Raw genomic sequence first — 24154 nt, 5'->3', positions numbered from 1 at the left:
TACACCGGGGGGCTTTTTTGTGAACCAAAGTTGTTAACACTACGGTGAATCTGGTGGAGAAAACGATCAGCTAAATATCATTTTCAAGCGAAAAAAAAGCTAATCGTTTCTTTTCAAGGGTTTAGCAAACCAAAATAAGTGTTAATAACTTAAATTTGAGGTGTATAGCAAGTGTACAATAGAGCAAAAAGGAATATTACTCCAGACTGTAACTTAGATTTACTTTAGCTATGCCTTTATGATAGATACCAATCTCTTTAGCAGCGCTTTCTGATAGATCTATTGCCAATCTTTTAGAGAAAGGACCGCGATCATTTACCTTTACCGTTACTGATTTTCCGTTGTCGGGATTGGTTACTTTGATCATTGTGCCGAATGGCAAAGTGCGGTGAGCGGCGGTGAATTTTTTGGCTCTGTATTTGGCGCCGCTGGTGGTGCGGCGGCCTTCGAATTTTCTGTGATAGTAAGTTGCAAGAACTGTTTTGCTAACGCTGTCTGGTTCATTTGAGGGACCGGATTGCTTTGCTTGACCTTGTAAAAACAGGAAACAAAAACTTAATAACAGAAGATACTTCATAGGCTAAAATTTTTATATCGAGCCTGCAAATATAAGCATTTAGTTTATAATCAACAATTTGTGGAAAAACAGCCTGATTTTCAACAACAAAAAAGGCGTACAACTTGTCGCTGTACGCCTCTACCTAACCTCACTACATCCACCTTATTTCTTATCTGGCACAAAATTCATCGAGATAGAATTTACGCAATGACGAGTGTCTTTAGCAGTAAATCCTTCTCCTGTAAAAACGTGACCTAAGTGTGCACCACAGTTGGCACAAACTATTTCTGTACGCGATCCATCAGCGTCAGGAATCCGTTTTACAGCACCCTTAATTTCATCGTCGAAAGCCGGCCAACCACAACGGGCATCAAACTTACTTTCCGAACGGTACAACTCCGCATTGCAACGTTTACAAGTATATGTTCCTTTATCTGTGGTATGCTCATACTTCCCTGTGCCAGGATATTCTGTTCCTTTATTAACAATTACTCTTTCTTCTTCGGGTGTTAATGTGTTCCAGTTCATTTTCTTTTTTATAATATTTTCTGATGACTGCGCTGATTTTGTTTCTTTCCTTTCTTGCTTTTGTGCGCAAGCAGAAAGACTTCCAATCAAAACAACAGCCGAGATCAAAAATAGTTTATTTAACATCGTTTTCATACTACAATATACGCTACAAATTTTGTTTTGGTTTGTGGGTTTAAAGGTTTGGCTTAGTGTTTACAAAGGAATGATAAATCATCATCCTAACAGCTTGCTTAACCAGGAAATAAAAGAAGAATTGCCACGGAAACACGGAATACACGGAACTGATATCAAAAACCCATATTAGTATTTGCTTGGATACAAACATCAGTGTAGATACCTACTAAAATTGCTTAAAAAACAACTCGTCGTATTTCAAGCGTTGGCCCGCCAAAATTCAATACTAAACCAACTTTACAATCAGCACATTTCAAGTAATTTATAGTTTGCGCTAGATCTTCATTTGCAATTCCACTTTTTGATTTTATTTCCAGTATGACCGAATCGAAAACCATAAAATCAGCATAAAAACTATGTGGCAACAAAATATCTTTATAAAAAACCGGGTAATGCTTTTCACGTTCGTAATGGTAGCCCCTACTTTCCAATTCAATACAAAGCGCATCTTTGTAAACGATCTCCAGAAAACCGCAGCCTAAATCTTTATGAACTTCGATTGCAGCATTAATAATTAAGTTAGTTTCATTTTTATAGGGAAGATTATCTTGCCTTATTTGATAATCCATAAAAGATAATTTTAACTAATCTAATCAAATTTCTTTGTTTTCTTTTTTAACGTTTGCTTTCCCACACTCTGAAAAAAAAATTTTTTCATTCTCTTTCACCTTTTTTAAATTCCGTGTCTTCCGTGTTTCCGTGGCAAATAATATTCACCCCTTTTATTAATTCCTTAACAATCAAGATCGCCTTCAACAAAAATTTTTTCACCAATCCCTTCCATTTTCTTTTTCCCTTTTTAAGTTTCCGTGTCTTCCGTGTTTCCGTGGCAAATAACTAAGCATACGAAAAAAGCGTCCCGAAGTTAATCGAAACGCTTTCATTTATGTAAATTTTAAAATCTTACTTTGCTAATTCTTCCGCCATTGCAGCGCCAATTTCAGCAGGACTTTCTACTACACGAATACCACACTCACGCATGATTTTCATTTTAGCAGCAGCTGTATCATCAGCACCACCTACAATTGCGCCAGCGTGACCCATCCTACGTCCGGCAGGAGCAGTTTGACCAGCGATGAAACCAACAACAGGCTTAGTACCGTTTTCTTTAATCCAACGAGCAGCCTCTGCTTCCATTCCACCACCAATTTCACCAATCATGATGATACCATGAGTTTCAGGATCGTTCATTAATAATTTTACCGCTTCAACTGTTGGCGTACCAATAATCGGATCACCACCGATACCAATAGCAGTAGTAATACCTAAACCAGCTTTAACAACCTGATCTACCGCTTCGTAAGTTAAAGTTCCTGATTTTGAAACCACACCTACATGACCTTTTTTGAAGATAAAACCTGGCATGATACCAATTTTAGCTTCATCAGCAGTAATTACACCTGGGCAGTTAGGGCCAATAAGCGTAACATCACGGTCAGAAATATATTCTTTAACCTGAATCATATCCTTAGTTGGGATACCTTCAGTAATACAAACAATCACTTTAATGCCACCATCGGCAGCCTCCATAATCGCGTCAGCAGCAAAAGCCGGTGGAACGAAAATGATAGATACATTTGCTCCTGTTTTATCAACAGCATCTTTAACAGTATTAAAAACAGGCTTTTCTAAATGTAATTGCCCACCTTTGCCAGGCGTAACACCACCAACTACGTTTGTACCGTACGCCAACATTTGTTCTGCGTGGTATGTTCCTTCGTTTCCGGTAAAACCCTGAACGATAACCTTAGAATCTTTATTTACTAAAACGCTCATGTATCAATATTTTTTTGTGCAAAGCTAATATTATTGACTGGAAAGTCAAGCTTAAAAATAGATTATTTAGCCCATTTTTTCATGAAAATGTAAGGAGTTCGCCTATGGCAGCTGTGGTCCTGCTATTCACTTTACTCCGTTGCACTCCGTGTTCGTTGCTATCAGGTTTATTTAACAAAATTTCTTCGCCTTTGGCAACCCCAAGCAAAACGCCTAATTTTACTTAAGCCTAAAGCTGCAAGTAGAAAGACTAAAGCTAAAAGCAGGATGCAAAATAATACAGCCAAAAAGAGTGTAACATGAAAAACAAGGTTTTTATCCTTCTTACATTATTGATAACCATTGCTTTTGGCGCCAAAGCGCAAAGTAACGACACGTCGAAATACATATTACAAAACGATATCGAAGTGGCTAAAAAAGAACCCGGCACACACAAGGGTGGTGGCGAAACCATTGGATACAATTTCTTTGGTGATGCCAAAAATCTTAAAACGGCTTTCCGTAAAAGGATTTTGAAACCCGGTTCATCCATCGGCTATCATTTGCAAAAAGAAGATGAAATATATTATGTTATCAGTGGAAATGGAACCATGCAAATGAACGGCAAAACTTTCCCCGTTAAACCTGGCGATGCGATTTTAACGCGTCCGGGGAGTTCGCATGGCATTAAGCCAAACGATGATAATGATTTAACTATTCTGATTGTTTACGAGAAAAAATAGGTTAGTTAAAGTATTAAAATCCCTCAATTCACCAATCGGGATTACAAATCCCGACCAACACAATTACAAATACCAAACAGCTAACAGCAATAAACCGGCTTAAATACTTTTCTTTTTGCAATAACCTTAAATGAGCTATCATGCTGAGGAACGAAGCATCTGCAACTTATGAAACGACACTTCGTTCCTCCGCATGACAGAAATTTATAAAAGAGATGAAACCAAAAGCCGGACTAACTTTAATGGTTAATCCGGCTTTGCTTTTCTAATTATTTTGATCTAAGCTTTAGATTTCTCAGCCTTTGTCTCAGATTTCCATCCTTTCGCCCACTCTGCTTGTGCAGCATCATCTTGAAAAGTCCAAGCCACAAAACGGCTGATTTTTTGTCCCTGGCTCATTTGCACCGTACGCACTTCGAAGGCATTTGCATTAACCAAAGCGCTGTAGATACTTTTTAAGTTAGCACTTTTCGATACCAATGAAGTAAACCATAACACCTGGTTTTTAATCTGTGCGCTTTGAATAATCATTTGCTCCACGAAAGCTCGTTCACCTCCTGGGCACCAAAGCTCAGCCTTGTTTCCACCGAAGTTTAGAACGTGTTTTACTTCTTTTTCGTTACCACCCAAGTTACGCCATTTCTGGCGGGTGCCTTGCTCGGCTTCTTTTAAAGATGCATGAAAAGGCGGATTGCAAACCACAGCATCGAAACGCTCTTTTGCACCCACAATATTTCTAAAAATACCCATTTTAGAAGATTGCTGACGGATTTCTACCGCACCCTGCAATGGCTTATTTGCTTCGATAATTCGTTTAGCAGAATCGACAGAAAGCGGATCAATTTCAGAACCTACGAAATTCCAACCATATTCCTGATGACCAACAATTGGGTAAATACAATTTGCACCCACGCCGATATCAAGTACATTTATATTCGCTCCTTTGGGATTTTTACCCTTGTTGCTCGACCCTAAAAGATCGGCAACATAGTGAATGTAATCAGCCCTGCCTGGTATCGGCGGACAAAGAAAATCCTGAGGAATATCCCATTGAGAGATATTATAAAAATATTTTAGTAATGCTCTGTTAAGTGCTTTAACGGCATTTTGATCTGCAAAATCAATAGAATCATCGTTATGCTCATTTTTAAAAACGAAGCGTTTCAATTCTTTTGATGCAGCAGTAAGTTGTTTGAAATTGTAACGCGAACGGTGTTTGTTGCGTGGATGTAACTCGCTTTTTTCTTTGCGGTTATTTTGTTCTTCTTGAGCCAATGTGATCTGGTTTAACTAAACATGCTGTGTGCATGTTTCTGGCACAAAGGTAAGTTAAATAGTTCGGAGTTGCGAGTTTGGAGTTTGAAGATAGCAAGGCCCTGAACATAGCTCGAAGTTTTACTTTTTTACTTTGGAGGTAGCAAGGCGTTGAAAATCGATTGGAGTTGAGGGTTTATAATCTGGAGTAGAAAGGCTCACTCTTAGCATTCCGCATAATGTTTGAAACTGCTAGACCCTGCTCCCAGAATTCTTAACTCCAAACTCACAACTTCAAGCTAACTTTCCTCATTTTTCTCAATCGCCGCTGGCTGGATTGCTTTTAAATACTTTGCCTGATCAAACTGATTTTCGCTTTTGGCAATTACAATTGTAGCCACACCGTTTCCAATGACGTTGGTAATGGCTCGTGCTTCACTCATAAAACGATCGACACCAATTAAAATAGAAATATGCTCAATGGGCATTATTTTTAAAGCCGTAAGCGTAGAAACCAACACGATAAAACCGCTTCCTGTAACGCCCGCAGCACCTTTTGAGGTAACCATCAATACACCTAAAACAGTAATCTGCTGACCCAGAGATAAATCAACATGAAAAACCTGACAAAGAAAAATAACCGCCATGGCCAGGTAAATTGCTGTTCCATCTAAATTAAAAGAATACCCTGTTGGGATGACTAAACCCACCACAGATTTATCGCAACCGATAGCTTCCATTTTTTGCATCATACTAGGCAAAGCTGATTCAGAAGAAGAGGTACCCAAAACAATCAAAATCTCCTGCCGGATAAATTTAAGATAAGCCCACAAGCTGAACTTATAATACCTACAGATGCCATTGAGCACCACAAAAATGAATAAAATACAAGTTAGATAAACCGAACCCATTAGTTTAGCCATCCCAAAAATACTCTGCAAACCATGTGTACCAATGCTAAAAGCCATGCCGCCGAAAGCACCAATCGGCGCCAAACGCATAATCACTTTCATGATTTTAAATAGCACTTTCGAAATCTTATCAAAGGCATTTAACACAGAAGTACCCTCGCCTCCTAGTTTGTTTAAACCATATCCGAATAGAATGGCAAAAAGCAAAATTTGGAGAATATTTCCTTCAGCAAAAGCTGCGATCACATTATGGGGAATAATATGCAAGAAAAACTCAGCCCAATTCATGTCTTTTGCCTGCTCCGCATAACCCGAAATTTTTGAAGCGTCGCCTGCTTTCGCAATTACACCTGCTCCGGGTTTAAGCACATTTGCAACCAGCAAACCGACTGCTATGGCTACGGTACTTACGATTTCAAAATACAACAATGCCTTTCCTCCTACTCGGCCCACTTTTTTCATGTCACCCATGTGGGCAATTCCCAAAACAATGGTGAAGAAAATAATAGGCGCAATGAGCATACTAATCAGGTTAATAAAACCTTGACTAATTAATTTGGCTGTCGATGCGAACTCAGGAAAGTATGTCCCAACAAAAATCCCGATGATAATTGCGACGATAACCTGAAATGTTAAATTAGAAAAGATTGCCTTCATTGTTATGTTTTGAGGATTGAAATATAACTTATTTTTTTGTTTCCGTTAATGTTTGAAACTCAAAACTTACAACCGTTAAAACAAGTAAGCCTATTTGAAGAAAATTCAAATAGGCTTATTATGTTGAGCTTTTTTCGAGAAGCGTGAAATATGTTTTAACCAGTCCTTAGAAAAGCTCAGGGTGACAAAGTGGAGATATACCTCCTATATCCTTCTCACGTTGAGCTTTTTGAAACGCTTTAAGGTTTAATATCAATTACATCTCCCGCGGTAAAAATTCCAAATTCGGCTTGCTTAAATTTTAGTAAACCTTTATCTGTTTTTTTCGACTCCTTTGGATTAGCCAATCTAATCACCTGACTTTCGCCAGCTACCGTAGCTTTATTGCCATGAACAATAATTGCTGTACTTTCATCGATACCGACACAAACCAAATCAGGATGGGCCGCAAGGGCAGAAATTAAACGGTTATAGCGGTTTCTTTTCAAAAAATGCTGATCAATAATGGTATTTTCCAACAAACCCATTCCCGGCGAAAATTCAATGTTTTTATCCCAAAGCTTGTTAAAAGTTTCTTTGTAAACGGTATCTAAAAGTTGTTTTCCGGTAATCATATATTTACTCATTACCGCAGCGCCAGCGCTTGTTCCGGCAATGGTAGCGCCGTTTTGATAAGCTTTGTGAATGGCGGTGTAAACTGGTGTATTCAAAACCACGTTCATAAAACGGCTTTGATCGCCGCCCAGGATATAAATCAGCTTTGCTCCGGCTAAAGAATCAGTCCATTTTTTATCATTTGCATCATGCTTTGCAAAATTGAAGTTTTTAACTACCCTGGGATCAAGCTTTTGCAACTGAGTGGAAAGTGTGCCAAAACCAACATCTGGAACTTCACTGGCCATTGGCAAAACAATAATGTAATCACTCGGTTTTAATTCCGCAGTATTAAGCATTTGCTTCATTAATTCATCAGAACGATTGCCTCCGCCGATGATAAAGAGATTTCCTTTTGCAGCTTTACTTTGTGCATTCAGCATTAAGGAATAGCCAACTAAAGCAAATAATAGAAATAACTTTTTCATTATTTATAAATGTTTACTTCAATTTTTCCGTCAGCAGTAATTGCACCGCGATACATGCCTTCAGTATTAAAAGGCATCGCAATATTTCCTTTTTTATCCAAAGCAATTAAGCCACCATCGCCACCCATTTTACCAACTTTGTCTAGTGCCATTTTAGATGCTACGGCAACAGACAAACCTTTGTATTCCATTAAATCGGAAATGGTTTTGGCTACTACATTACGGATGTAAAACTCCCCCCAACCAGTGCAAGAAACACCAGCTGTTTCATTATTACAATAAGTTCCAGAACCAATAATTGGCGCATCGCCCACGCGACCATATTTTTTGTTGGTCATTCCACCTGTAGAAGTACCGGCAGCCAAATTACCTGCTTTATCTAAGGCCACGCAACCTACTGTACCGAATTTGTAATCGTGGTTTTTACTTCCTAATAATTCTGATTTTTTACTTCCATGATCCAAAACCGCTTTGGTTGAATCTTCCTTAATCGCTTGTTGCAAGCCATCCCAACGCTCTTTAGTCCAGTAATATTTTGGATCAACAATTTCTAAACCAGCGTCCTTTGCGAATAGATCCGCACCGGCGCCAACCATCATCACATGCTCCGATTTTTCCATCACCGCTCTTGCTGCAGAAATTGGGTTTTTTACTGTGGTTACTCCGGCAACGGCTCCGGCCATTAATGTTTTTCCATCCATAATGGCGGCGTCGAGTTCGTTTTTACCATCGTGGGTAAAAACCGCACCTTTACCAGCGTTGAAATGCGGATCGTTTTCTAACACATGAATGGTTGCTTCCACTGCATCTAAACTGGTTTTGCCCGACTTAATTTTTTCATAACCTGCCTGCAAAGCCTGCGTTAAAACGGCAATATAAGCAGCTTCCTTTTCAGGTGTCATATTCTTTTTTAAAATGGTTCCGGCACCGCCGTGAATAACCATTACATATTTTTTCTGCTGTGCAGAAACATTCAATGCTAATACAGAGAATAGTAATACCGTAAGTAATTTCAATGTTTTCATTTTATTTTATTGATCTCTTTTATTTAAAACTCCGTTATCAATCCACCACCAATACCATTTTCCACCGGTGGCTTCACTTGCCTTAAAGTTAGCAACATTAAAGCTTCCACCACCATTAACCGAGGCAGCAATTTCATAAACTGCCAACGCTTTTTCACCATTGCTCCAGATTGCCTTTTTAAATGGTTCCAATTGCTCGGGTTGTTTACCAGCATCAGAAGAAATGAAATAAGCATAGCTGTAAGGTCTGGTTACCGAATAATCTCCAAAAACTTTAGCCATTCCATCCTTATCAATGCAAACCGCGGTACGCTCATCAGCAGCGATGCATTTGGCTGGTGTTTTCCAATCTTTATTTATCCTACCTAAAAACACGACCGATCTTCCCTCCCGATCGCGGGTTAAATAATGCTGATCGGTAATTACATTCTGCAAATATGGCGCTTTCAAAAAGTCGTTGTTGTAAAGCGTAGCGTTGGCGTCATAAGGATTTGCTAAAGCTTGTGCAGAAGTAAGGCCGCCCGTTTCCCCGCTATAGTAAAAGCCACCCAAAACGGCACAACCCGCACTTGTTCCACCAACTGGTGCCTTTTTATTATTTAACAGATAATTTAATGCCTGCTCGGTTTTTGTTCCTTTCCAGTTTCTCATATAATCAGATTGATCGCCACCGGCGATAAAAACCATTTCAGCATTGCGGATGATGTAAGCTACGGTATCATTATTAGCCAATTCTTTCGTGTTGATTAACAAAGTTTCAACGGAATTTACACTACCCAAACCATTGATATATGGATTGTAAGCATCAGTTCCGGTAGCACGTAAAACTACCACATCTCCTCCTCCACTTCTTTCTATCATCCATTTAAAAGCGGCATCAACGTCGGCCCCACCCCCCATTAAAACCATTCCACCATTTGTAGATTTTACTACGTTGGAACTATCGCCAACAATACCGATTGAGGCAGGTCGGCGTTTAGCCACAGGTGTGGCCGTACCACTACCTGTTGGTTGAGGTTTTGGACTTTCAGTTGTTTTACTGCAGCCCATTACAGAAAAACAGCAAGCCACCAAAATGATAAGAAAAGATTGTTTCATTTTAAAATTTACTAGGTTAAATGATGATCACCCAAAGCTTGTCGAAAGCTAACAGATATCTCTATTTGCGTTTCGACAAGCTCAACGTGACAAGACTCATGCAATATTCACTTATGATTTACCTAATAATTAGGATTTTGAATCGTTTGCTTGTTTACTGAAATTTCTGCTGCTGGAATTGGAAACGAATATTGCGCCTGGGTAGTTGGCAAAGTAACTGCCCCTGAAGCATTTGCAGCATCAACAGCCAGTCTTACGACAGGCAAATTCCTTCTTTTTAAATCGAAAAAACGATGACCTTCAAACGCTAATTCCTTGTAACGCTCTTCCATAATGGCCGCTATTAATGTTGGCTTATCAGCGAAAGTAGCATTTACATATCCGTTGATACGGGCATTACGTAAAGCATTTAAATCTCCAGCGGCGTCACCAGTAGATTCTGCTTCAGCTTCCGCTTTAATTAAATACATCTCACCTGTACGGAATAATTTAATATCTGTTAAACCCGGAGCTGTTGATGTACCGCCAATATATTTATTAACCAGGTACTGTGATCTTGTTCCGGTTCTGGTAGCATCAAATCTGATATAAGCTGAATAGCGTAAATCATTCACTTTATCAAAAGTATTAATCAATTTCTGAGCTGGCGCATACAAGACAATTCCTCCAGCCTGGCGGAAATAAAAATCGCCTAGTCTTGAATCGGTTGTTCCCACACGTTTTGCCTTCCAAATCACTTCACTATCATTGGCATCAGTCCAAATACCTGGGAATTGCGCTTTAGTGGCCAGTGGAAAAGCAGCAATGGCTTCATTGGCATAGGCAATTGCTTCACTCCAATTTTTCTCATACAAAGCTAATCTTGCTTGAATAGCGGATACAACTGCTTTTGTAATGCGTGTTTTATCCGTAAATGTTGTTGGAATTAGCGGTTTTGCTGCAATAAGATCTGCTTTTGCATTAGCAACAACTACTTCGAAATTATCTCTCGCTGGATAACTAATGGTTGAGAACTGCATATAAGGAACACCTAACGCACCTGTTTGATATGCCGAAGCATAGTTACGAAGCAATTCGAAATGAAAATAAGCTCTTAAGGCCAACAACTCACCACGATAACGAGCAGCAGTTGTTGCATCTGCTCCAGTCAACGTAAGGGCATCCAGTCCTGCTAAAGTTCTGTTTACACGATCAATAGCGACGTAAAAAGTATAATATTGCGAAGTAACAGAACCGCTCCCAGCGTTATATAACCACCTAAAGGCATCACTATTACCAACTGTGTTTTCCGTTGGAAAAGTAGCCTCATCAGAAACGGTTGAGGTAACACCAATAGTACCTCCATCTAAAAGCGCATAGGCACCTAAAACACCTAAATTAATATCACTGATATTTCTGTATGCCTTATCTGGAGAAATGGTATCTGTAGGAACCAAATCTAATTTCTTGCATGACGATGCCGTAAGAACCAACAAAGAAAATATAAGGATGTATTTTTGATATATTTTATTAATCATTGCTGTAAATTTTAAAAGTTAACATTTAAACCAGCTGTATAAGTTCTGGTATTTGGATATTGGAAGCGACCATATACTGCATTATTTTCAGGATCTAAACCTCTCCATTTGGTCCAGGTGAATAAGTTCTGACCTTGAACAAAAATTTTAACTCCTTTGATAATTTTGGTTTTTTCTAATAAGCTTTTTGGCAGCGAGTAACCAATGTTCACGTTTCTTAATCTTAAGAAAGATGCATCCTGAATATCTTTTGAAGTAAAGTTTCTTGGAAGATCGAACTTCTGCAAAATCGCATCATCACCGGCATCACCAAGAACCTGCCATCTGTTTTCTAACATCCTAACCGTTTGGTTACTGGTTGCATAACGTTGATTCTCGTTGTAAAAATCTTCATTATTCCAACGCATTACGTTAGTCACGAAAGAAAATAATGCCGATGCCGTAATGCCTTTATAACTTAGTGAAGTGTTAAAACCACCAGTAAACGTTGGGTATAGACTGCCAGAATTGGTAGTGCTTTGTGTATTAACGTTGTAAGCTGTCGTAATTGATCCATCTAAATTGTAGTATTGTGGCTCTCCGGTTTGAGGATTTACACCGGCCCAATCTGGAGCATAATACGTTCCATAAGGCAAACCTACTTTCAAAATCCTTGAGTCGCCATCAGGATAAGAATCTACTAAATCGGTAACGTGAAGGATTTTATTTTTATTGTAACCTGCATTTACACCCACAGTCCAGATAAACTCCTGGTTCTTGATTACATCGCCACTTACATCAAATTCCACACCTCTGTTTCTCATTACACCAGCACTTAAATTTAACTCGCTAAAACCAGATGTTGCAGAAAGCGGCTGATTAATAAACATGTTAGTTGTTTTACGATTATAGTAATCAACCGTAATACGCAACCTATTTTTAAACATGGCCAAATCAAAACCTGTGTTAAATTCTTTTACATACTCCCAATCGAAAGCATCGTTACCCGGAGTTGTGGCTCTAATTGCAGATGCGCCACCGTATGAAGTGTTAACCGCATAAGTTGGTAAATAAAGGAAATCTCCTCCAAAAGGACTTGCAGTAATACCGTAGCTTCCTCTAACTCTTAAATCATTGATGAGCTCGTTATTTTTTAAAAATTCCTCTCCTTTAGCGTTCCAATTTGCACCAAATGAATAGAAGCCATGCCATTTGTTTTGTGGAGCAACTCGTGTAGATCCATCATAACGGTAACTTCCCGTTAAGGTATATTTATCATCATACGTATACCTGGCTACCCCCATGATAGATGCCAATGCATTTTTAGTTTTTCCGCCAGTGGTACTTGGTAAAAAAGTAGCACTACCATTTGTTGCACCTGCCGGCGTTTCTGGCAAACGGCCATCAATACCGTATGCACTGAAGCCAAACGAATTGTAGTTGTTGTACACATATTCGTAGAATGCAGAAGCTTCAAAATCGTGTATTTCATTAAATTTCTTAGCGTAAGTTAAACCAGTGGTAGAAATGATATTAAAGTTTCTTCTGCTTGCGTCAGTTAACCTTCCTCTCCCACCCAATGTATTGGCCACACTTCTCGATCCATAATAAGAATCTGGGTTAATAAACTGTTGGTCTGTCGACTGACGATAATCAATACCTGCTCTTGTTGTTACTTTTAACTCTGGTAAAATCTGATAAGCGAAATTAGTGCTGATAATAGACTTAAATTGTTCTGTTTTATCTGAAGAATTCAATAAACGTTCTAAAGCCTGACTACCCTCACGCTGATCTAAAATAAAATATTGAGATCTGTTTCCCGGATGCACCAGAGTACCATCAGATGCATATGGATTTTCGTAAGGCAAGGCATAATAAACAGAAGCCATTGCGGTACCAGCACCTGTACCACCCTCGCCTTCGGTGAAGCTAGATTGAGAATAACCAATGGCAACATTTGTGCTTCCGCTGAATTTGCCATCATTAAAATCAAGGTTACTTCTTAACGAGTAACGGTCAAGACCTGTACGTTTTGCAACGCCTTCCTGGCTATAGTAATTTAAGGAATTGTAAAAACGAAGTTTGTCATTACCACCGCTTACACTTACCTGTTGTTCTTGAAATTTACCTCGCTGAAAGAAAATATCCCGCCAATCGGTATTGATTTGTTTTAAACTGTCGATAATATAATCAGCACGGGCACGAGTTGCAGGTGTTCCGGCAGCATAAGTAGGATTTTTTGGCGAATACGTCCAACCCGGACCGATGTTACGGCCAAAACTTGCCCCAATTTCCTCTTCAAACTGCAAACGTTGTTGGGTGTTCATCATTTCGAAATTTGGTCTGCTCAAATTTGAAAAACCATATTGGGAAGTATAATTCACCGCTAATCTGCCTGCCTTACCTTTTTTAGTGGTCAAAACAATAACACCATTCGATCCTCTTGAACCATAAAGCGCTTTAGCAGAAGCATCTTTTAACACAGTTGCAGATTCAATATCTTCTGGATTGATGGTTTGAAAATAACCTGCTTCAATTGGTACACCATCTAAAACAAAAAGTGGCGTAGATGAACCATTTATACTTCCAATACCGCGAATGACAACTGATGCACTCTGACCTGGCTGTCCGGAAGTAGAAATTACACTCATTCCCGGAACGCGGCCTTGTAAAATTTGATCAACAGTTAATCCTGGAACGGTATTAATTTTATCGGCCGATACCAACGAACTTGCCGCAGCAGATTGTGTTTTGGTATAATTGGTATAACCGGTTACCACTACATCGCTCAATGTTCCGGCAGATGGCGATAATTTAACAGCACCCATTTGCGATTTTGCAGCAATCTCTTTATCGGTATATCCTATGTAAGAAATCACTAAAACTGCGTTTTCATCTACATTTCTAATGGTAAAGTTACCGTTGCTATCACTTACGGTACTAGCCGATTGTCCTTTAACCCGTACTGAAGCGCCTGGCATTGGGTTTCCGTTTTCATCAACAACTTTTCCGGTTACATCTATAGCTTTTAAGCTTTCGTTATTGGATGATTTAGGAAAAATCAGAATGGTATTGTCTTTAATTTCCCAACCAAATGGTTGTGATTTTAGCGTTTGCGTTAATACTTCACTTAGCTCTGCATTTTTTAGATCGATGGTTACAGGCTTTGATTTTTGCTGAACTAAATCGGTATCATACAAAAAGAAATAACCAGTTTGGCGTTTAATTTCTTTTAAAACACGTACCAATGGAACATTCTTTTGGCTAATATTAATGCGTTGAGAAAATGCATTCGCACTTACCTGAACACATAAAATAGTCATTAGAAAAACAAATATTTTCATAGTTCTAATAATTTTTTGGTTTAAATAGTTTGCAGTAAAGCCCTTTGTTTTTTCTGACAAGAGATTACTACTTCGAGTGTAAAAGTTCATACATTCAGTTTGGTTTAAGGTTAAATTGATTAGTTATTGTTTGATCGGCTCTGAAGCCAGTAGTTATTCTTAATTATGTTTTTGAGATCACTTTTAGTCGCTTCCCTTCGGTGAGTTGAAATTTGATGTTACCCGTTTTCTCCAGCATGGCCAAAACTTGTGATAACTTCGATTTTCTTGGCACCATGCCATTGTATCTTTTATTGGGAAGCGATGAATAGTCGATTTTTACATCGTACCACCGCTCCAGTTGAATCAAAACATCCCGCAGCTCCGAATCGTTAAAACGGAATAGTCCATTTTTCCAGGCCACTTGGTCATCAAGGTCTACATCATTTGATACATGGATAAAAGCATTTTCTGCTATTCCCGCTATTGCCTGCTCGCCAGGTTTTAAAATTTTATTAGATTTTTGATTACTAATTTTGATACTACCCTCTAACAGTGTGGTTTTTATGGTTTTGTCATCCATATAACTGTTGATGTTGAAATGTGTTCCCAATACTTCCACATCCTGGTTTTTGCTTTTTACGTGGAATGGTTTCGTTTTATTTTTAGCCACTTCAAAATAAGCTTCGCCTGTTAATTGAACCGAACGCTCATTACCAACAAATACTTCTGGGTATCTTAATGAGGAAGCAGCGTTTAGCCAAACTTTCGTCCCGTCGGGCAAAACAATTTGATATTGACCACCATTCGGGGTTTCGATGGTATTAAATGAAACACTTGATTTATCAAAACTTTCACGGTTAAGAACAGTATAAACCAATTTCCCATCTTCAGTTTTCGAGATGCTAATTCCGTTTGTATTACTGATGTTTGCAGCTGTATTGACATCAAGAACCACTTTTTTCCCATTCGCTAATGTTAAAATGGCCTTGTCTAAACCAGGAAGTACATCTAAATTTTCTACCTTGGCTTTAGTTGTACTTGAACTGGATATTATTTTTTGATCTCTCAGGAAAAATATGCTTCCGCAAACCAGTACCAATGAAGCGGCGATCGAAATGTATTTATAAAATGAAATTAGAGTAGATTTTTTATCAGCAGCGATTTTATTTTGAATAGCTTTGAAGTTCTGATCTTCCAAGAATTGAAGTTCTTCGTTCGGCACCTGTCCGGAAATATCTCTTTTTCCAAGAAAATTATAATATTCGTCAATGAAAGAAATCTCTTCAGCACTTGCCTTGCCAGATAGATAGCGTTTAATAATATCGTTTAACTCATTCTTGGGTTTGAAGGCGCTCATTTTTCTGGCTTTTCTTATACTGTACCAGAAAAGAAAAAATATCCCAAAATAAATTCAAATATTTTTCAAAAAAAGTCGGTAAAAAATTTTTTAATTGAAAAAAGCGAAATAAAACGAGACCAGAAACACAAATAGGTGTGTTAATCGAAATTTTAGCGCATGGGTGGCAGTAGTTAATTGATTTTGCACCGTTTTTTGCGATATATTTAGCTGGACAGAAATTTTTGCAGTAGATAAACCTTCAAAATAGTGTAACAAGAAGATTTTTCTACGCTTTTCCGGGAGTGCTTTGATAAATAATTCCAGTAAACCTTTTACTTCCCGATCTAACAATTCCCCATCTGCTTGCAATGGAGATATCAATTGGTTTTCAAAAGATTCTGTAAAAAAGCTATTTTTTGGTGTTCTGGAGATATGTTTCAACACCTGAAACTTTACCGCGGTATGCAGGTAAGCCAGTGGATTTTCCAATTCCAGTATTTCTCGTCTGTTCCAAAGATCGGCGAAAACATTTTGGATTACATCCTGGCATTTTTCCTTTTCTGGCAAACGTTTATAAGCGGCGTTATAAAGCTCTACCCAATAAAGTTTGTAAATTTTTCCAAATGCTGCCTCGTCTCCTTGCTTTAGTAAGTCAAAAAGTACCTTATCGTGCTCACTATTTCTCGACGCGTTCAATAATCAGGTTTATAGGAAACCCAAACATAATCATTTTTAAGAACTTTTGGCGATCCCTCCGGACGAGAATTGCAAATCGTAAAGCTTTTTGTAATAACCGTTTAGCTTCAGCAATTGTTGGTGAGTTCCCTTCTCTTTAATTTCGCCTTTATCAAGTACGATAATTTGATTGGCTTTCTGAATGGTTGATAAACGGTGTGCGATCACGATGGAAGTTCTTCCTTCCATCAGGTTATCGATCGCCTTCTGAATCAATAATTCGGTTTCTGTATCTACCGATGATGTCGCCTCATCCAGAACCAAAATGGCTGGATTGTGCACCAAAGCCCTGATGAAGGAAATTAATTGCGCCTGACCTGCAGAAAGTGTAGCACCTCTCTCCATCACATTATATTGATAGCCGCCTGGCAAACGCTCGATAAATTCATGAGCACCTACTTTTTTTGCTGCATTCACCACTTCCTCAATCGTGATTTCAGCATTATTTAAGGTGATGTTATTTAGGATTGTATCCGAAAACAAGAAAACGTCCTGCAGAACTGTGGCAATATTTCTTCTCAGATAGTCGAGTTCAAAATCTTCAATTTTTATTCCGTCGACCGTAATTTCGCCTTTTTTAACTTCGTAAAAGCGATTTAAGATGTTAATGGTAGATGATTTTCCCGCACCAGTAGCCCCCACCAAGGCCACAGTTTCTCCAGCTTTCACTTCGAAAGTTAAATCTTTCAATACGTACTGCTCGTCGTTATAAGCAAACCAAACGTTTTTAAACTCGATATTTCCATCCAGTTTCGCTGGCTTTTCGGTTCCATTGTTAACGGTCACTTCGTTGGTATCTAAAACCTTAAAAACCCGCTCTGCTCCAACCATTCCCATCTGTAGGGTATTAAATTTATCCGCCAGTTGGCGAATCGGCGTAAAAACCATCCCCAGATACATAATAAATTGGGTGATGGTTCCTGGCGTAACGTCAATCGGTTTCGCTAAAATACTTTTTGCGCCGTACCAAACCAGCAAACCTAAAGACATTGCCGAAATCAGTTCTACAACTGGAAAAAAGATAGAATAATACCAGTTGGAACGGATATTGGCATCGCGATAGCGTTTATTTATCGCATAAAACTTTTTGTATTCCTGCCTTTCACGGGCAAAATACTGTACGATAGAAACCCCGGTAATATGTTCTTGCAAAAAAGTGTTCAGGTTAGAAACCTCATTTCTAATTTCCTGGAATGCCACCTTAATGGCTTTCTGAAATTTTCTAGTGGCTACAATCAATAAAGGGATCGGCAATAGCACCACGAGACTTAATTCCCAATCGGTATAAAGCATTACGCCAACAATTACCACCACTTGCAACGAATCGCCAATCATCGAGATTAAACCTTCCGAAAATATATCAGCGATGGTTTCCAAATCAGAGACTGTCCTGGTAATTAACTGTCCGATAGGCGTTTTATCGAAATATTTCAACCGTAGACTGGTAATATGATTGAAAACTTTTATCCGCAAATCGCGAATAACAGATTGGCCCAGCGTATTGGTTAACAGCGTGTGATTATATTGAATCAGCGTTTGCAAGATCAACATAAAAATCATCAGCATGGTCATTTGTACCAGGCCAGAATAGTTTCCCAAGAGGATATAATGATCGAGGGTGTATTTGATTAAAAAAGGCCGGACTGGGGAAATGGCTGCCAGCAAAACCGTTAAAATAACCGACCAAACAAAAACAGCACGATAAGGCTTCACGTATTGAAAAATACGTTTAAGCAATCCTGTGTTATATACTTCGCCTGTTACTGCCATTTGTCTGTTGTCTGTTATCTGTTATCTGTTATCTGTTATCTGTTTAGAAATTGTTTCGGCTATAGGTTTAATTAACCTAAAAATTCTTTTTGCACCCGACCGGTAACCGGTAACTGTTAACATTTTTTTTTAAAAACCTTTTTTTCGCACCCCGACCGGTAACTGTTAACTGAAAACCGGTAACGGCTAACTGATTTTACTTTATATACGGGTATTCAACTTTAACTAAATATAAACCGCATGCAGGAACTGACTGACCAGCTTTGCTGCGATTTTTGCTTTCAATTATTCCTTTAAATTCTTCGAGTGTTATTTCATGTTTTCCTACTCTAACCAAAGTGCCCATTATTGCCCGAACCATGTTTCTTAAAAAGCGATCAGCTTGAATGGTAAAAACCAAACCGTCTTCTAGAGCTTCGAAGCTAGCTTCTACAATTTTACAATTATTAGTAAAAGTTTGGGTATTTGATTTACTGAAACAAGAAAAATCGATGTACTCCATCAATATAGCAGCTGCCTGATTCATTAATGCTATATCAAGCCTATCTTTAACCAACCAAGATCGATTTAATTTAAAAGGATCTTTTTCGAAATGCAGATAATATTTATAGGCTCTCGCACTGGCATCAAAACGAGCATGTGCGCTGTCTTCAACCGGAATAATTCTTTTCGCAGCAATTTGGTAAGGCAGCATGGCATTTATTCCTGCTACCGCCTGTATCACTTTCGATTCTTCCAGATCTTCCACATCGAAATGCGCAAAGAACTCCGTAGCATGAACCCCAGAATCCGTCCGGCCGCAGCCCAAAGTTTCTATTGGCTGACGATAAAATGTGGACATTGCTTTATCCAAAAGCTCCTGCACAGTTATTGCATTGGGCTGAATTTGCCAACCGTGATATAAGCTGCCATCATAAGCAATTTGTATGAAATACCTTTTTTTACTCAAAGCGCTGCAAAAATACTTTTTTCCTTTTACTTCAAAGGACAAGCATTCCAAATTACATTCAAATGATTCTTATTCAGATTTAGCGACACCCTTTTCATCAAGTTGCCATTTATTGTTGTAGAATCCGGTTAATTTTATACCCTTGCTTCCTTGTTTGGGTAGATCGGATGAAAAAATCATAAAATCAGGAAACCCACTTCCACCAGCAAAATATTGATTGGCATAAGCCACTTTTGTACCTACAGCACCTGTTCCAGCAACAACACCAATTAAAAGCTTGGGATCTTTTTGAGGCCAAATATAATATGCAGCTAGGTCAGCTCCTTTCCATTGATGTTTTCCAGCCGTTATTTGCGTATTGCTTACCTGAATCGGACAATCTTTCAGGAGTGCTTTCCATGCGCTGTTATTTTCCGAATTACCATACAAAATGATATTTCTCCCTGCATATTTCGAACCCAAAAATTCTTTGTCCGTAATGATATCCACAGCTCCGTTGCCACGGTAATACCAGCTTTCCGCATCATATTTTGCTTTATTTAAGTTAGCTTGATTGGCATAAGCATTGCCTTTGGTGCCAACAACAAATATCATATTGTAATTAAAGGCTTCTTTAAACCTACCAGATCTAAGCGGATTCTTATTTTGAACATTAATTCCTTTTGCAATTTGCCACTGTTGATCATACTTTTCCAGTGTTAGTGTATCGTGATCGGTTTGCGTGATGTAATTGATATCAGCTAAACTATCCAAAGTGATTTTAACACTAGTTTTAACGCCAAATTCTGTTAAGGCTAAACGCAACATCTCAATATTTTCTGTTCTACCAGTTATGGATGAAGACTTCCTATCTCTGTTCAAAATTATCCGGCTGTATTGTAAAGGCTGAATTTGCTGATGAATTGTAGCCCAGCGATAAGTTGCAGAAATACCCGGACTGGAGGTAATGAAATCAATATGGTTGACAGCAGAATCAGCTTCGATGTTATGCCATTTAAAAAAATTAAATATTGGCGGCCAATCTACACTTTGATCACCAAACCAATGTTCGCCACCTGGATATTCGTAATAGCTAAAATCAGGATGAAAATCTGCCAGCACTTTTTTCATTTGTCGGGCGTAACTTACAGGAACAACTCGATCTGCATCGCCATGCAAAATATACACCCCAAGCTGTTTATAGTTAGTGGCTAATTTTGGCACATCGCTTTGATTTCCCGCTCTCAGCAACATCTTTTCGATCATATTTTTGCTGCTATCTGGAATTTTACCATCCGCAGAGCCATAATCTTTTAAGGAAGCATAACCAGCCGCCGGAGCAATGGCTGCCCACTTATCGGGATAGGTGGCACCTAAAAACCAGGTACCGTGTCCGCCCATAGAGTGACCAGTAAGGTAAATCTGCTTTTCATTCGGTTTAAATTGTTTTTTCACCAGTTCCAAAACCTCAAGCGCATCCTGACGCCCCCAATCTTCCCAGTTAAAACCGCGTGGCCGGCGATTGGTAGCAGCTGCAACTGTACCCCAATCTTTTGACTTGTAAGCCCGTGCCTGCCCTATTGCTTCTACCCCAGCGCCGTGTACAGAAAGAAACAAGGCTGAATTAGTCTTCCAACCACCTAGTTGAGGAGTTACGGCAAAATATTGCAAACTGCCATCTATTTTACTGATAAAGGTTTGCTTATAACTTGATGAACCCTTTACGGCTTCAACTGACAAGGTTTGCTGATCAGCAATTTTTCCATTTTTTAATAGCTGAATCTCCAGATTATAATTACCTTCCGCTCTAACTGCGCTGGCGTCGAATTCGAAAATCGACTTTCTCATACTTAATTTTAAGATTTTCGCGATCCGTTTTTCTTTCTGCCTGCCATTCAAAATTGTTTTTATCTGTAAAGAATCTTCATCATTTAAAGAAGAATTGCTAATGGTTATGGCACCTTTCAATATTCCGTTTATTTCATTGACTACAATATGAGGTAGCGTGAGGTCATCTGTATGGATGATTAACGGTTTAACATTTACAATGATTCTTGGCAGAATGCTTGCACCGCGAACAAAAAGTTCGTTAACTCCTTTTTTCAATTGCACAGGGATGTGCATATAACCAGACCCGTAAGGATCGCCCATATGTGGAGTACCATTAAAAAACAGTGTATTACCGCCAATTACGTTCAAAATGGCCGTTTGCGCTTTTGGAGAAGTATAGCTTAAGTAGATGTAATCGGAACCTCTGTCTATACCTCCCGGATTTAAAAAAGGATTGTTGGTGGTTTGCGTCGACCTTCTGGTAAATACACTGAAACGACCATTTGCATCTGCTTTAATTGCTTTCCAAAGAATTTTTTCACCGTTCACACTGCTAGTAAATTCGCCCCTTTCATTTGGCGTTTGTAAGGTGCCGTTTGCCATTTTATAGGCTAGCTGATCGGTGTATATTGCCTCACGGCCATAGCGACTTCCGCTGGCCACCGTAAGTGCATTTTCAAATTTAAGGGTATCTTGAGCAAAAGCTTTTGATGCCGCAATTAAAATAATTAAGGTAAATAAGTGTTTTAACATAAATCGTTTTATTGAGTGATGCGAGTTTGAATTAAATTAGTTTTTATAACTGAAGGGCGTCGTAATTTATCTGAACAATTGGTTTTGACTAATATCCGCTATAAATTTCAGATCATCATTAAAAAAAGGGTCTACCACTCATTTTCACCTATTTGTTACATTAATGAAATAAGCTTACGGTGATAAATTTAAAAATTTGACAGTAGTTGATTAGCAGAGCAAGAAAATGTTTTTTTAAGGATGAAATAGAATTCCTATAATTGCCTATTATTTTAAATTAACATGATACAAAGAATACAAACCATTTGGCTATTACTAGCAGCTTTAACATTGGCGTTAATGATTTTCTTTCCAATTGCATTCAAAGAAACAGGGCCAACTGTAGCTGAGATTTATACGAATGGCTTACATAAAGCGGTTATAGGAAAGTCCGGTTCAGGAGTAACTGTGAGTGACTTCCTTCCGTTGTTTATCACCAATATCGCGGTAGCTTTAATGAGTTTTGCCAACATCTTCAATTTCAAACGAAGAAGTGTTCAAAAAAGAATAGCGATTCTAAACATCGTGTTGATTATTGGTTTTGCTTTTTGGTGCAGTGTTTACGCCAAACAACTTCCTGGAGGAATTGATGGCGCAAGTTTTGGAGTAGGTGCCTACCTACCCGCTCTTGCAATCTTATTTATAATTTTAGCCATTTTTGGCATTAATAAAGATGAGAGGTTAATTCGCTCTGCTGAAAGGTTGCGTTAATATTGTGCTGTTTTTGCCTTTTAAACCCGTATTCTATGGTTTTTGCAAATAAATTTTAAAATATTTAGGCAGCATTATAAAGATCTTTCTTATAGGGTCTGTCTTTCAATACTGCTGCAAAAGCTCTGCTGACCAGTTTGTTTCTCAATACGTTTAGAACAGCTGAATGATGCTTTCCTTCTTGTATCTTTCTGTCATAATACCTTTTGAACTCATTATCCTTTTTGATTGTGTTGAGCGCACACATGGTAAGTAGTGTTTTTATTCTTTTATTTGCCAGGTGGCTAACCTTTGGTTTCCCCTTTAGTGTTGTTCCAGAGGTATTTCCGAAAGGGGCAATACCACAATAACAGGCAAACTTCCTGGGATCCTCGAACAGACTGAATCCTTGCGTAAGGACCACGATAAACATCGCTGTCTGAGGCCCTATACAGTATACGGAGTTGACCAGACGATATTGCTTTTCAAGTAGTTTGTCCGCTTTTACACATCTTATAAGTTCCGCTTCAATCATGTCAATTTTCTTGTCATATTCTTTGATCAGTGACTTCCTGATCTCCAATGTAAAATCCGCTGAATCTCCATCGAAAGCTTCCAGCTCTCCACTTGCGTTTTTTAATGCCGTCTGTTGCTTCACAAGCTGCTTTCTACAGCTCAATAAATGCTTTAGCTTGCTTATGGTTTTGCTCGGAAGTTTAAAAAGAACAGCTTTGCGCCTATGTAAAAAACCATAGTTGGCTATTTCGGCAGCATCTGCCTTATCAGATTTGCCACGTTTTAGACCAAGGGAGCGCTTAAGCCTCAGGGCGTTCTCAACCCAGAGATTTCCGCCCTGTCCGTCAAAATAGGTGCAGATAGGAAGTGTGTAGAGTCCGGTATCCTCTGCGCAAAAAAGCATCTCAGCAATCGAAAGGCCGGTAAGCTCCTGCATCCAGGCCACCATTTCCTTACAGCCTTCCTCATTGTTGCTAAAGGTGCCATGAAACTGCTCATCAGGATTTTCAGTAAGAAAAAACACTACATCTGTTTTCATTTTTGAAACATCGATGCCCGCAAATAATCTGTAATTCATAACTTTGGGTTGTTAAGTGGAAAAAACAAACCTTAATGTTGAATAAAACTAAATCCCTTAACGGTCCAGCGAAGACTAAAATTCTATATGGTTCTTGTTCAACAAACGGCAGTGCTCTGATACGGGTTTTAGGTCTTTAACCTAGATCGAGCCAAAGTGCAGCACTGCCGTTAAGGTTTTATTCAAATCTCAAATATTTCTAAGAATATTCAAACCTAAGGGATTGAAACGAAAATACTTTTTACCCCAGCCCCTAAAGGGGCTTAAGGCAAAGTCCCCTTCAGGGGATTTAGGGGTAAAAGATTGCAGTGTAAAGCGGGACTGATTTAAACCACAGAAAGCAGGATTTGATTTTCAAATTTTGCA

19 protein-coding genes are annotated in these 24154 nt (G+C 38.7%); 2 read left to right on the top strand and 17 right to left on the bottom strand.

Features of this window, described 5'->3' with window-relative positions; genetic code table 11:
- Window positions 1-196: 196 nt before the first annotated feature.
- The 4 genes from ACZZZK_RS18105 to sucD all read right to left on the bottom strand — a co-directional run bounded on the left by ACZZZK_RS18105 (window position 197) and on the right by sucD (window position 3040).
- On the bottom strand, window positions 197-577 hold the full coding sequence (locus ACZZZK_RS18105) for a septal ring lytic transglycosylase RlpA family protein (RefSeq protein WP_463485342.1): 381 nt from the start codon (window positions 575-577) through the stop codon (window positions 197-199).
- Window positions 578-721: 144 nt separating this feature from the next.
- Entirely contained in the window at window positions 722-1222 is a 501-nt protein-coding gene (locus ACZZZK_RS18100) for a methionine-R-sulfoxide reductase (protein ID WP_463485341.1), read from the bottom strand.
- Window positions 1223-1440: 218 nt separating this feature from the next.
- The gene (locus ACZZZK_RS18095) at window positions 1441-1833 is read right to left on the bottom strand and encodes a GxxExxY protein (RefSeq protein ID WP_463485340.1); all 393 of its coding nucleotides are present in this window, start codon (window positions 1831-1833) and stop codon (window positions 1441-1443) included.
- A gap of 334 nt (window positions 1834-2167) precedes the next feature.
- The gene (gene sucD / locus ACZZZK_RS18090; RefSeq protein WP_056848721.1) at window positions 2168-3040 is read right to left on the bottom strand and encodes a succinate--CoA ligase subunit alpha; all 873 of its coding nucleotides are present in this window, start codon (window positions 3038-3040) and stop codon (window positions 2168-2170) included.
- A gap of 299 nt (window positions 3041-3339) precedes the next feature.
- Between sucD and ACZZZK_RS18085 the strand changes: the two genes are divergently transcribed.
- A complete protein-coding gene (locus tag ACZZZK_RS18085) occupies window positions 3340-3762 on the top strand; it encodes a cupin domain-containing protein (RefSeq protein ID WP_463485339.1) in 423 nt (140 codons plus the stop codon).
- Window positions 3763-4041: 279 nt separating this feature from the next.
- On the opposite strand, the gene rlmF is transcribed toward ACZZZK_RS18085, so the two are convergent.
- The 12 genes from rlmF to ACZZZK_RS18025 form a co-directional block, all read right to left on the bottom strand.
- Window positions 4042-5037: a 23S rRNA (adenine(1618)-N(6))-methyltransferase RlmF gene (rlmF, locus tag ACZZZK_RS18080; RefSeq protein ID WP_463485338.1), complete on the bottom strand. Its 996-nt coding sequence runs from the start codon at window positions 5035-5037 to the stop codon at window positions 4042-4044.
- Window positions 5038-5315: 278 nt separating this feature from the next.
- Window positions 5316-6584, bottom strand: a complete 1269-nt coding sequence (gene dctA / locus ACZZZK_RS18075) for a C4-dicarboxylate transporter DctA (protein ID WP_463485337.1) — start codon at window positions 6582-6584, stop codon at window positions 5316-5318.
- A gap of 239 nt (window positions 6585-6823) precedes the next feature.
- Window positions 6824-7666 carry a cyanophycinase gene (locus ACZZZK_RS18070; RefSeq protein ID WP_463485336.1) on the bottom strand — a complete coding sequence of 281 codons (843 nt, stop codon included), beginning with the start codon at window positions 7664-7666 and terminating at the stop codon, window positions 6824-6826.
- The gene (locus tag ACZZZK_RS18065) at window positions 7666-8691 is read right to left on the bottom strand and encodes an isoaspartyl peptidase/L-asparaginase family protein (protein ID WP_463485335.1); all 1026 of its coding nucleotides are present in this window, start codon (window positions 8689-8691) and stop codon (window positions 7666-7668) included. The genes ACZZZK_RS18070 and ACZZZK_RS18065 overlap by 1 nt, the downstream gene beginning before the upstream one ends.
- A 6-nt stretch (window positions 8692-8697) precedes the next feature.
- Window positions 8698-9789: a cyanophycinase gene (locus ACZZZK_RS18060; RefSeq protein ID WP_463485334.1), complete on the bottom strand. Its 1092-nt coding sequence runs from the start codon at window positions 9787-9789 to the stop codon at window positions 8698-8700.
- 122 nt (window positions 9790-9911) lie between these two features.
- A complete protein-coding gene (locus ACZZZK_RS18055; protein ID WP_463485333.1) occupies window positions 9912-11306 on the bottom strand; it encodes a RagB/SusD family nutrient uptake outer membrane protein in 1395 nt (464 codons plus the stop codon).
- An 11-nt stretch (window positions 11307-11317) separates the two neighbouring features.
- On the bottom strand, window positions 11318-14629 hold the full coding sequence (locus ACZZZK_RS18050) for a TonB-dependent receptor (protein ID WP_463485332.1): 3312 nt from the start codon (window positions 14627-14629) through the stop codon (window positions 11318-11320).
- A 163-nt stretch (window positions 14630-14792) separates the two neighbouring features.
- Window positions 14793-15968 carry a FecR family protein gene (locus tag ACZZZK_RS18045; protein ID WP_463485331.1) on the bottom strand — a complete coding sequence of 392 codons (1176 nt, stop codon included), beginning with the start codon at window positions 15966-15968 and terminating at the stop codon, window positions 14793-14795.
- A gap of 90 nt (window positions 15969-16058) precedes the next feature.
- The gene (locus ACZZZK_RS18040; RefSeq protein WP_463485330.1) at window positions 16059-16646 is read right to left on the bottom strand and encodes an RNA polymerase sigma factor; all 588 of its coding nucleotides are present in this window, start codon (window positions 16644-16646) and stop codon (window positions 16059-16061) included.
- A gap of 36 nt (window positions 16647-16682) precedes the next feature.
- Window positions 16683-18455 carry an ABC transporter ATP-binding protein gene (locus tag ACZZZK_RS18035; protein ID WP_463485329.1) on the bottom strand — a complete coding sequence of 591 codons (1773 nt, stop codon included), beginning with the start codon at window positions 18453-18455 and terminating at the stop codon, window positions 16683-16685.
- A gap of 196 nt (window positions 18456-18651) precedes the next feature.
- A complete protein-coding gene (gene truA / locus ACZZZK_RS18030; RefSeq protein ID WP_463486304.1) occupies window positions 18652-19404 on the bottom strand; it encodes a tRNA pseudouridine(38-40) synthase TruA in 753 nt (250 codons plus the stop codon).
- A 69-nt stretch (window positions 19405-19473) separates the two neighbouring features.
- Window positions 19474-21966: an alpha/beta hydrolase-fold protein gene (locus tag ACZZZK_RS18025; protein WP_463485328.1), complete on the bottom strand. Its 2493-nt coding sequence runs from the start codon at window positions 21964-21966 to the stop codon at window positions 19474-19476.
- Between the two features lie 282 nt (window positions 21967-22248).
- Here ACZZZK_RS18025 and ACZZZK_RS18020 point away from each other — a divergent pair, with 282 nt between their 5' ends.
- Window positions 22249-22716, top strand: a complete 468-nt coding sequence (locus ACZZZK_RS18020; protein WP_463485327.1) for a DUF4293 domain-containing protein — start codon at window positions 22249-22251, stop codon at window positions 22714-22716.
- Between the two features lie 64 nt (window positions 22717-22780).
- Here the strand turns inward: ACZZZK_RS18020 and ACZZZK_RS18015 are convergent, their stop codons facing one another.
- Window positions 22781-23788: an IS110 family RNA-guided transposase gene (locus ACZZZK_RS18015; protein WP_463483753.1), complete on the bottom strand. Its 1008-nt coding sequence runs from the start codon at window positions 23786-23788 to the stop codon at window positions 22781-22783.
- Window positions 23789-24154 lie beyond the last annotated feature (366 nt).

It is taken from the genome of Pedobacter sp. AC163, assembly GCF_979258665.1.
The sequence above is the reverse complement of the archived record's forward strand: the minus strand, read 5'-3'. Positions and strand labels throughout refer to the sequence as shown.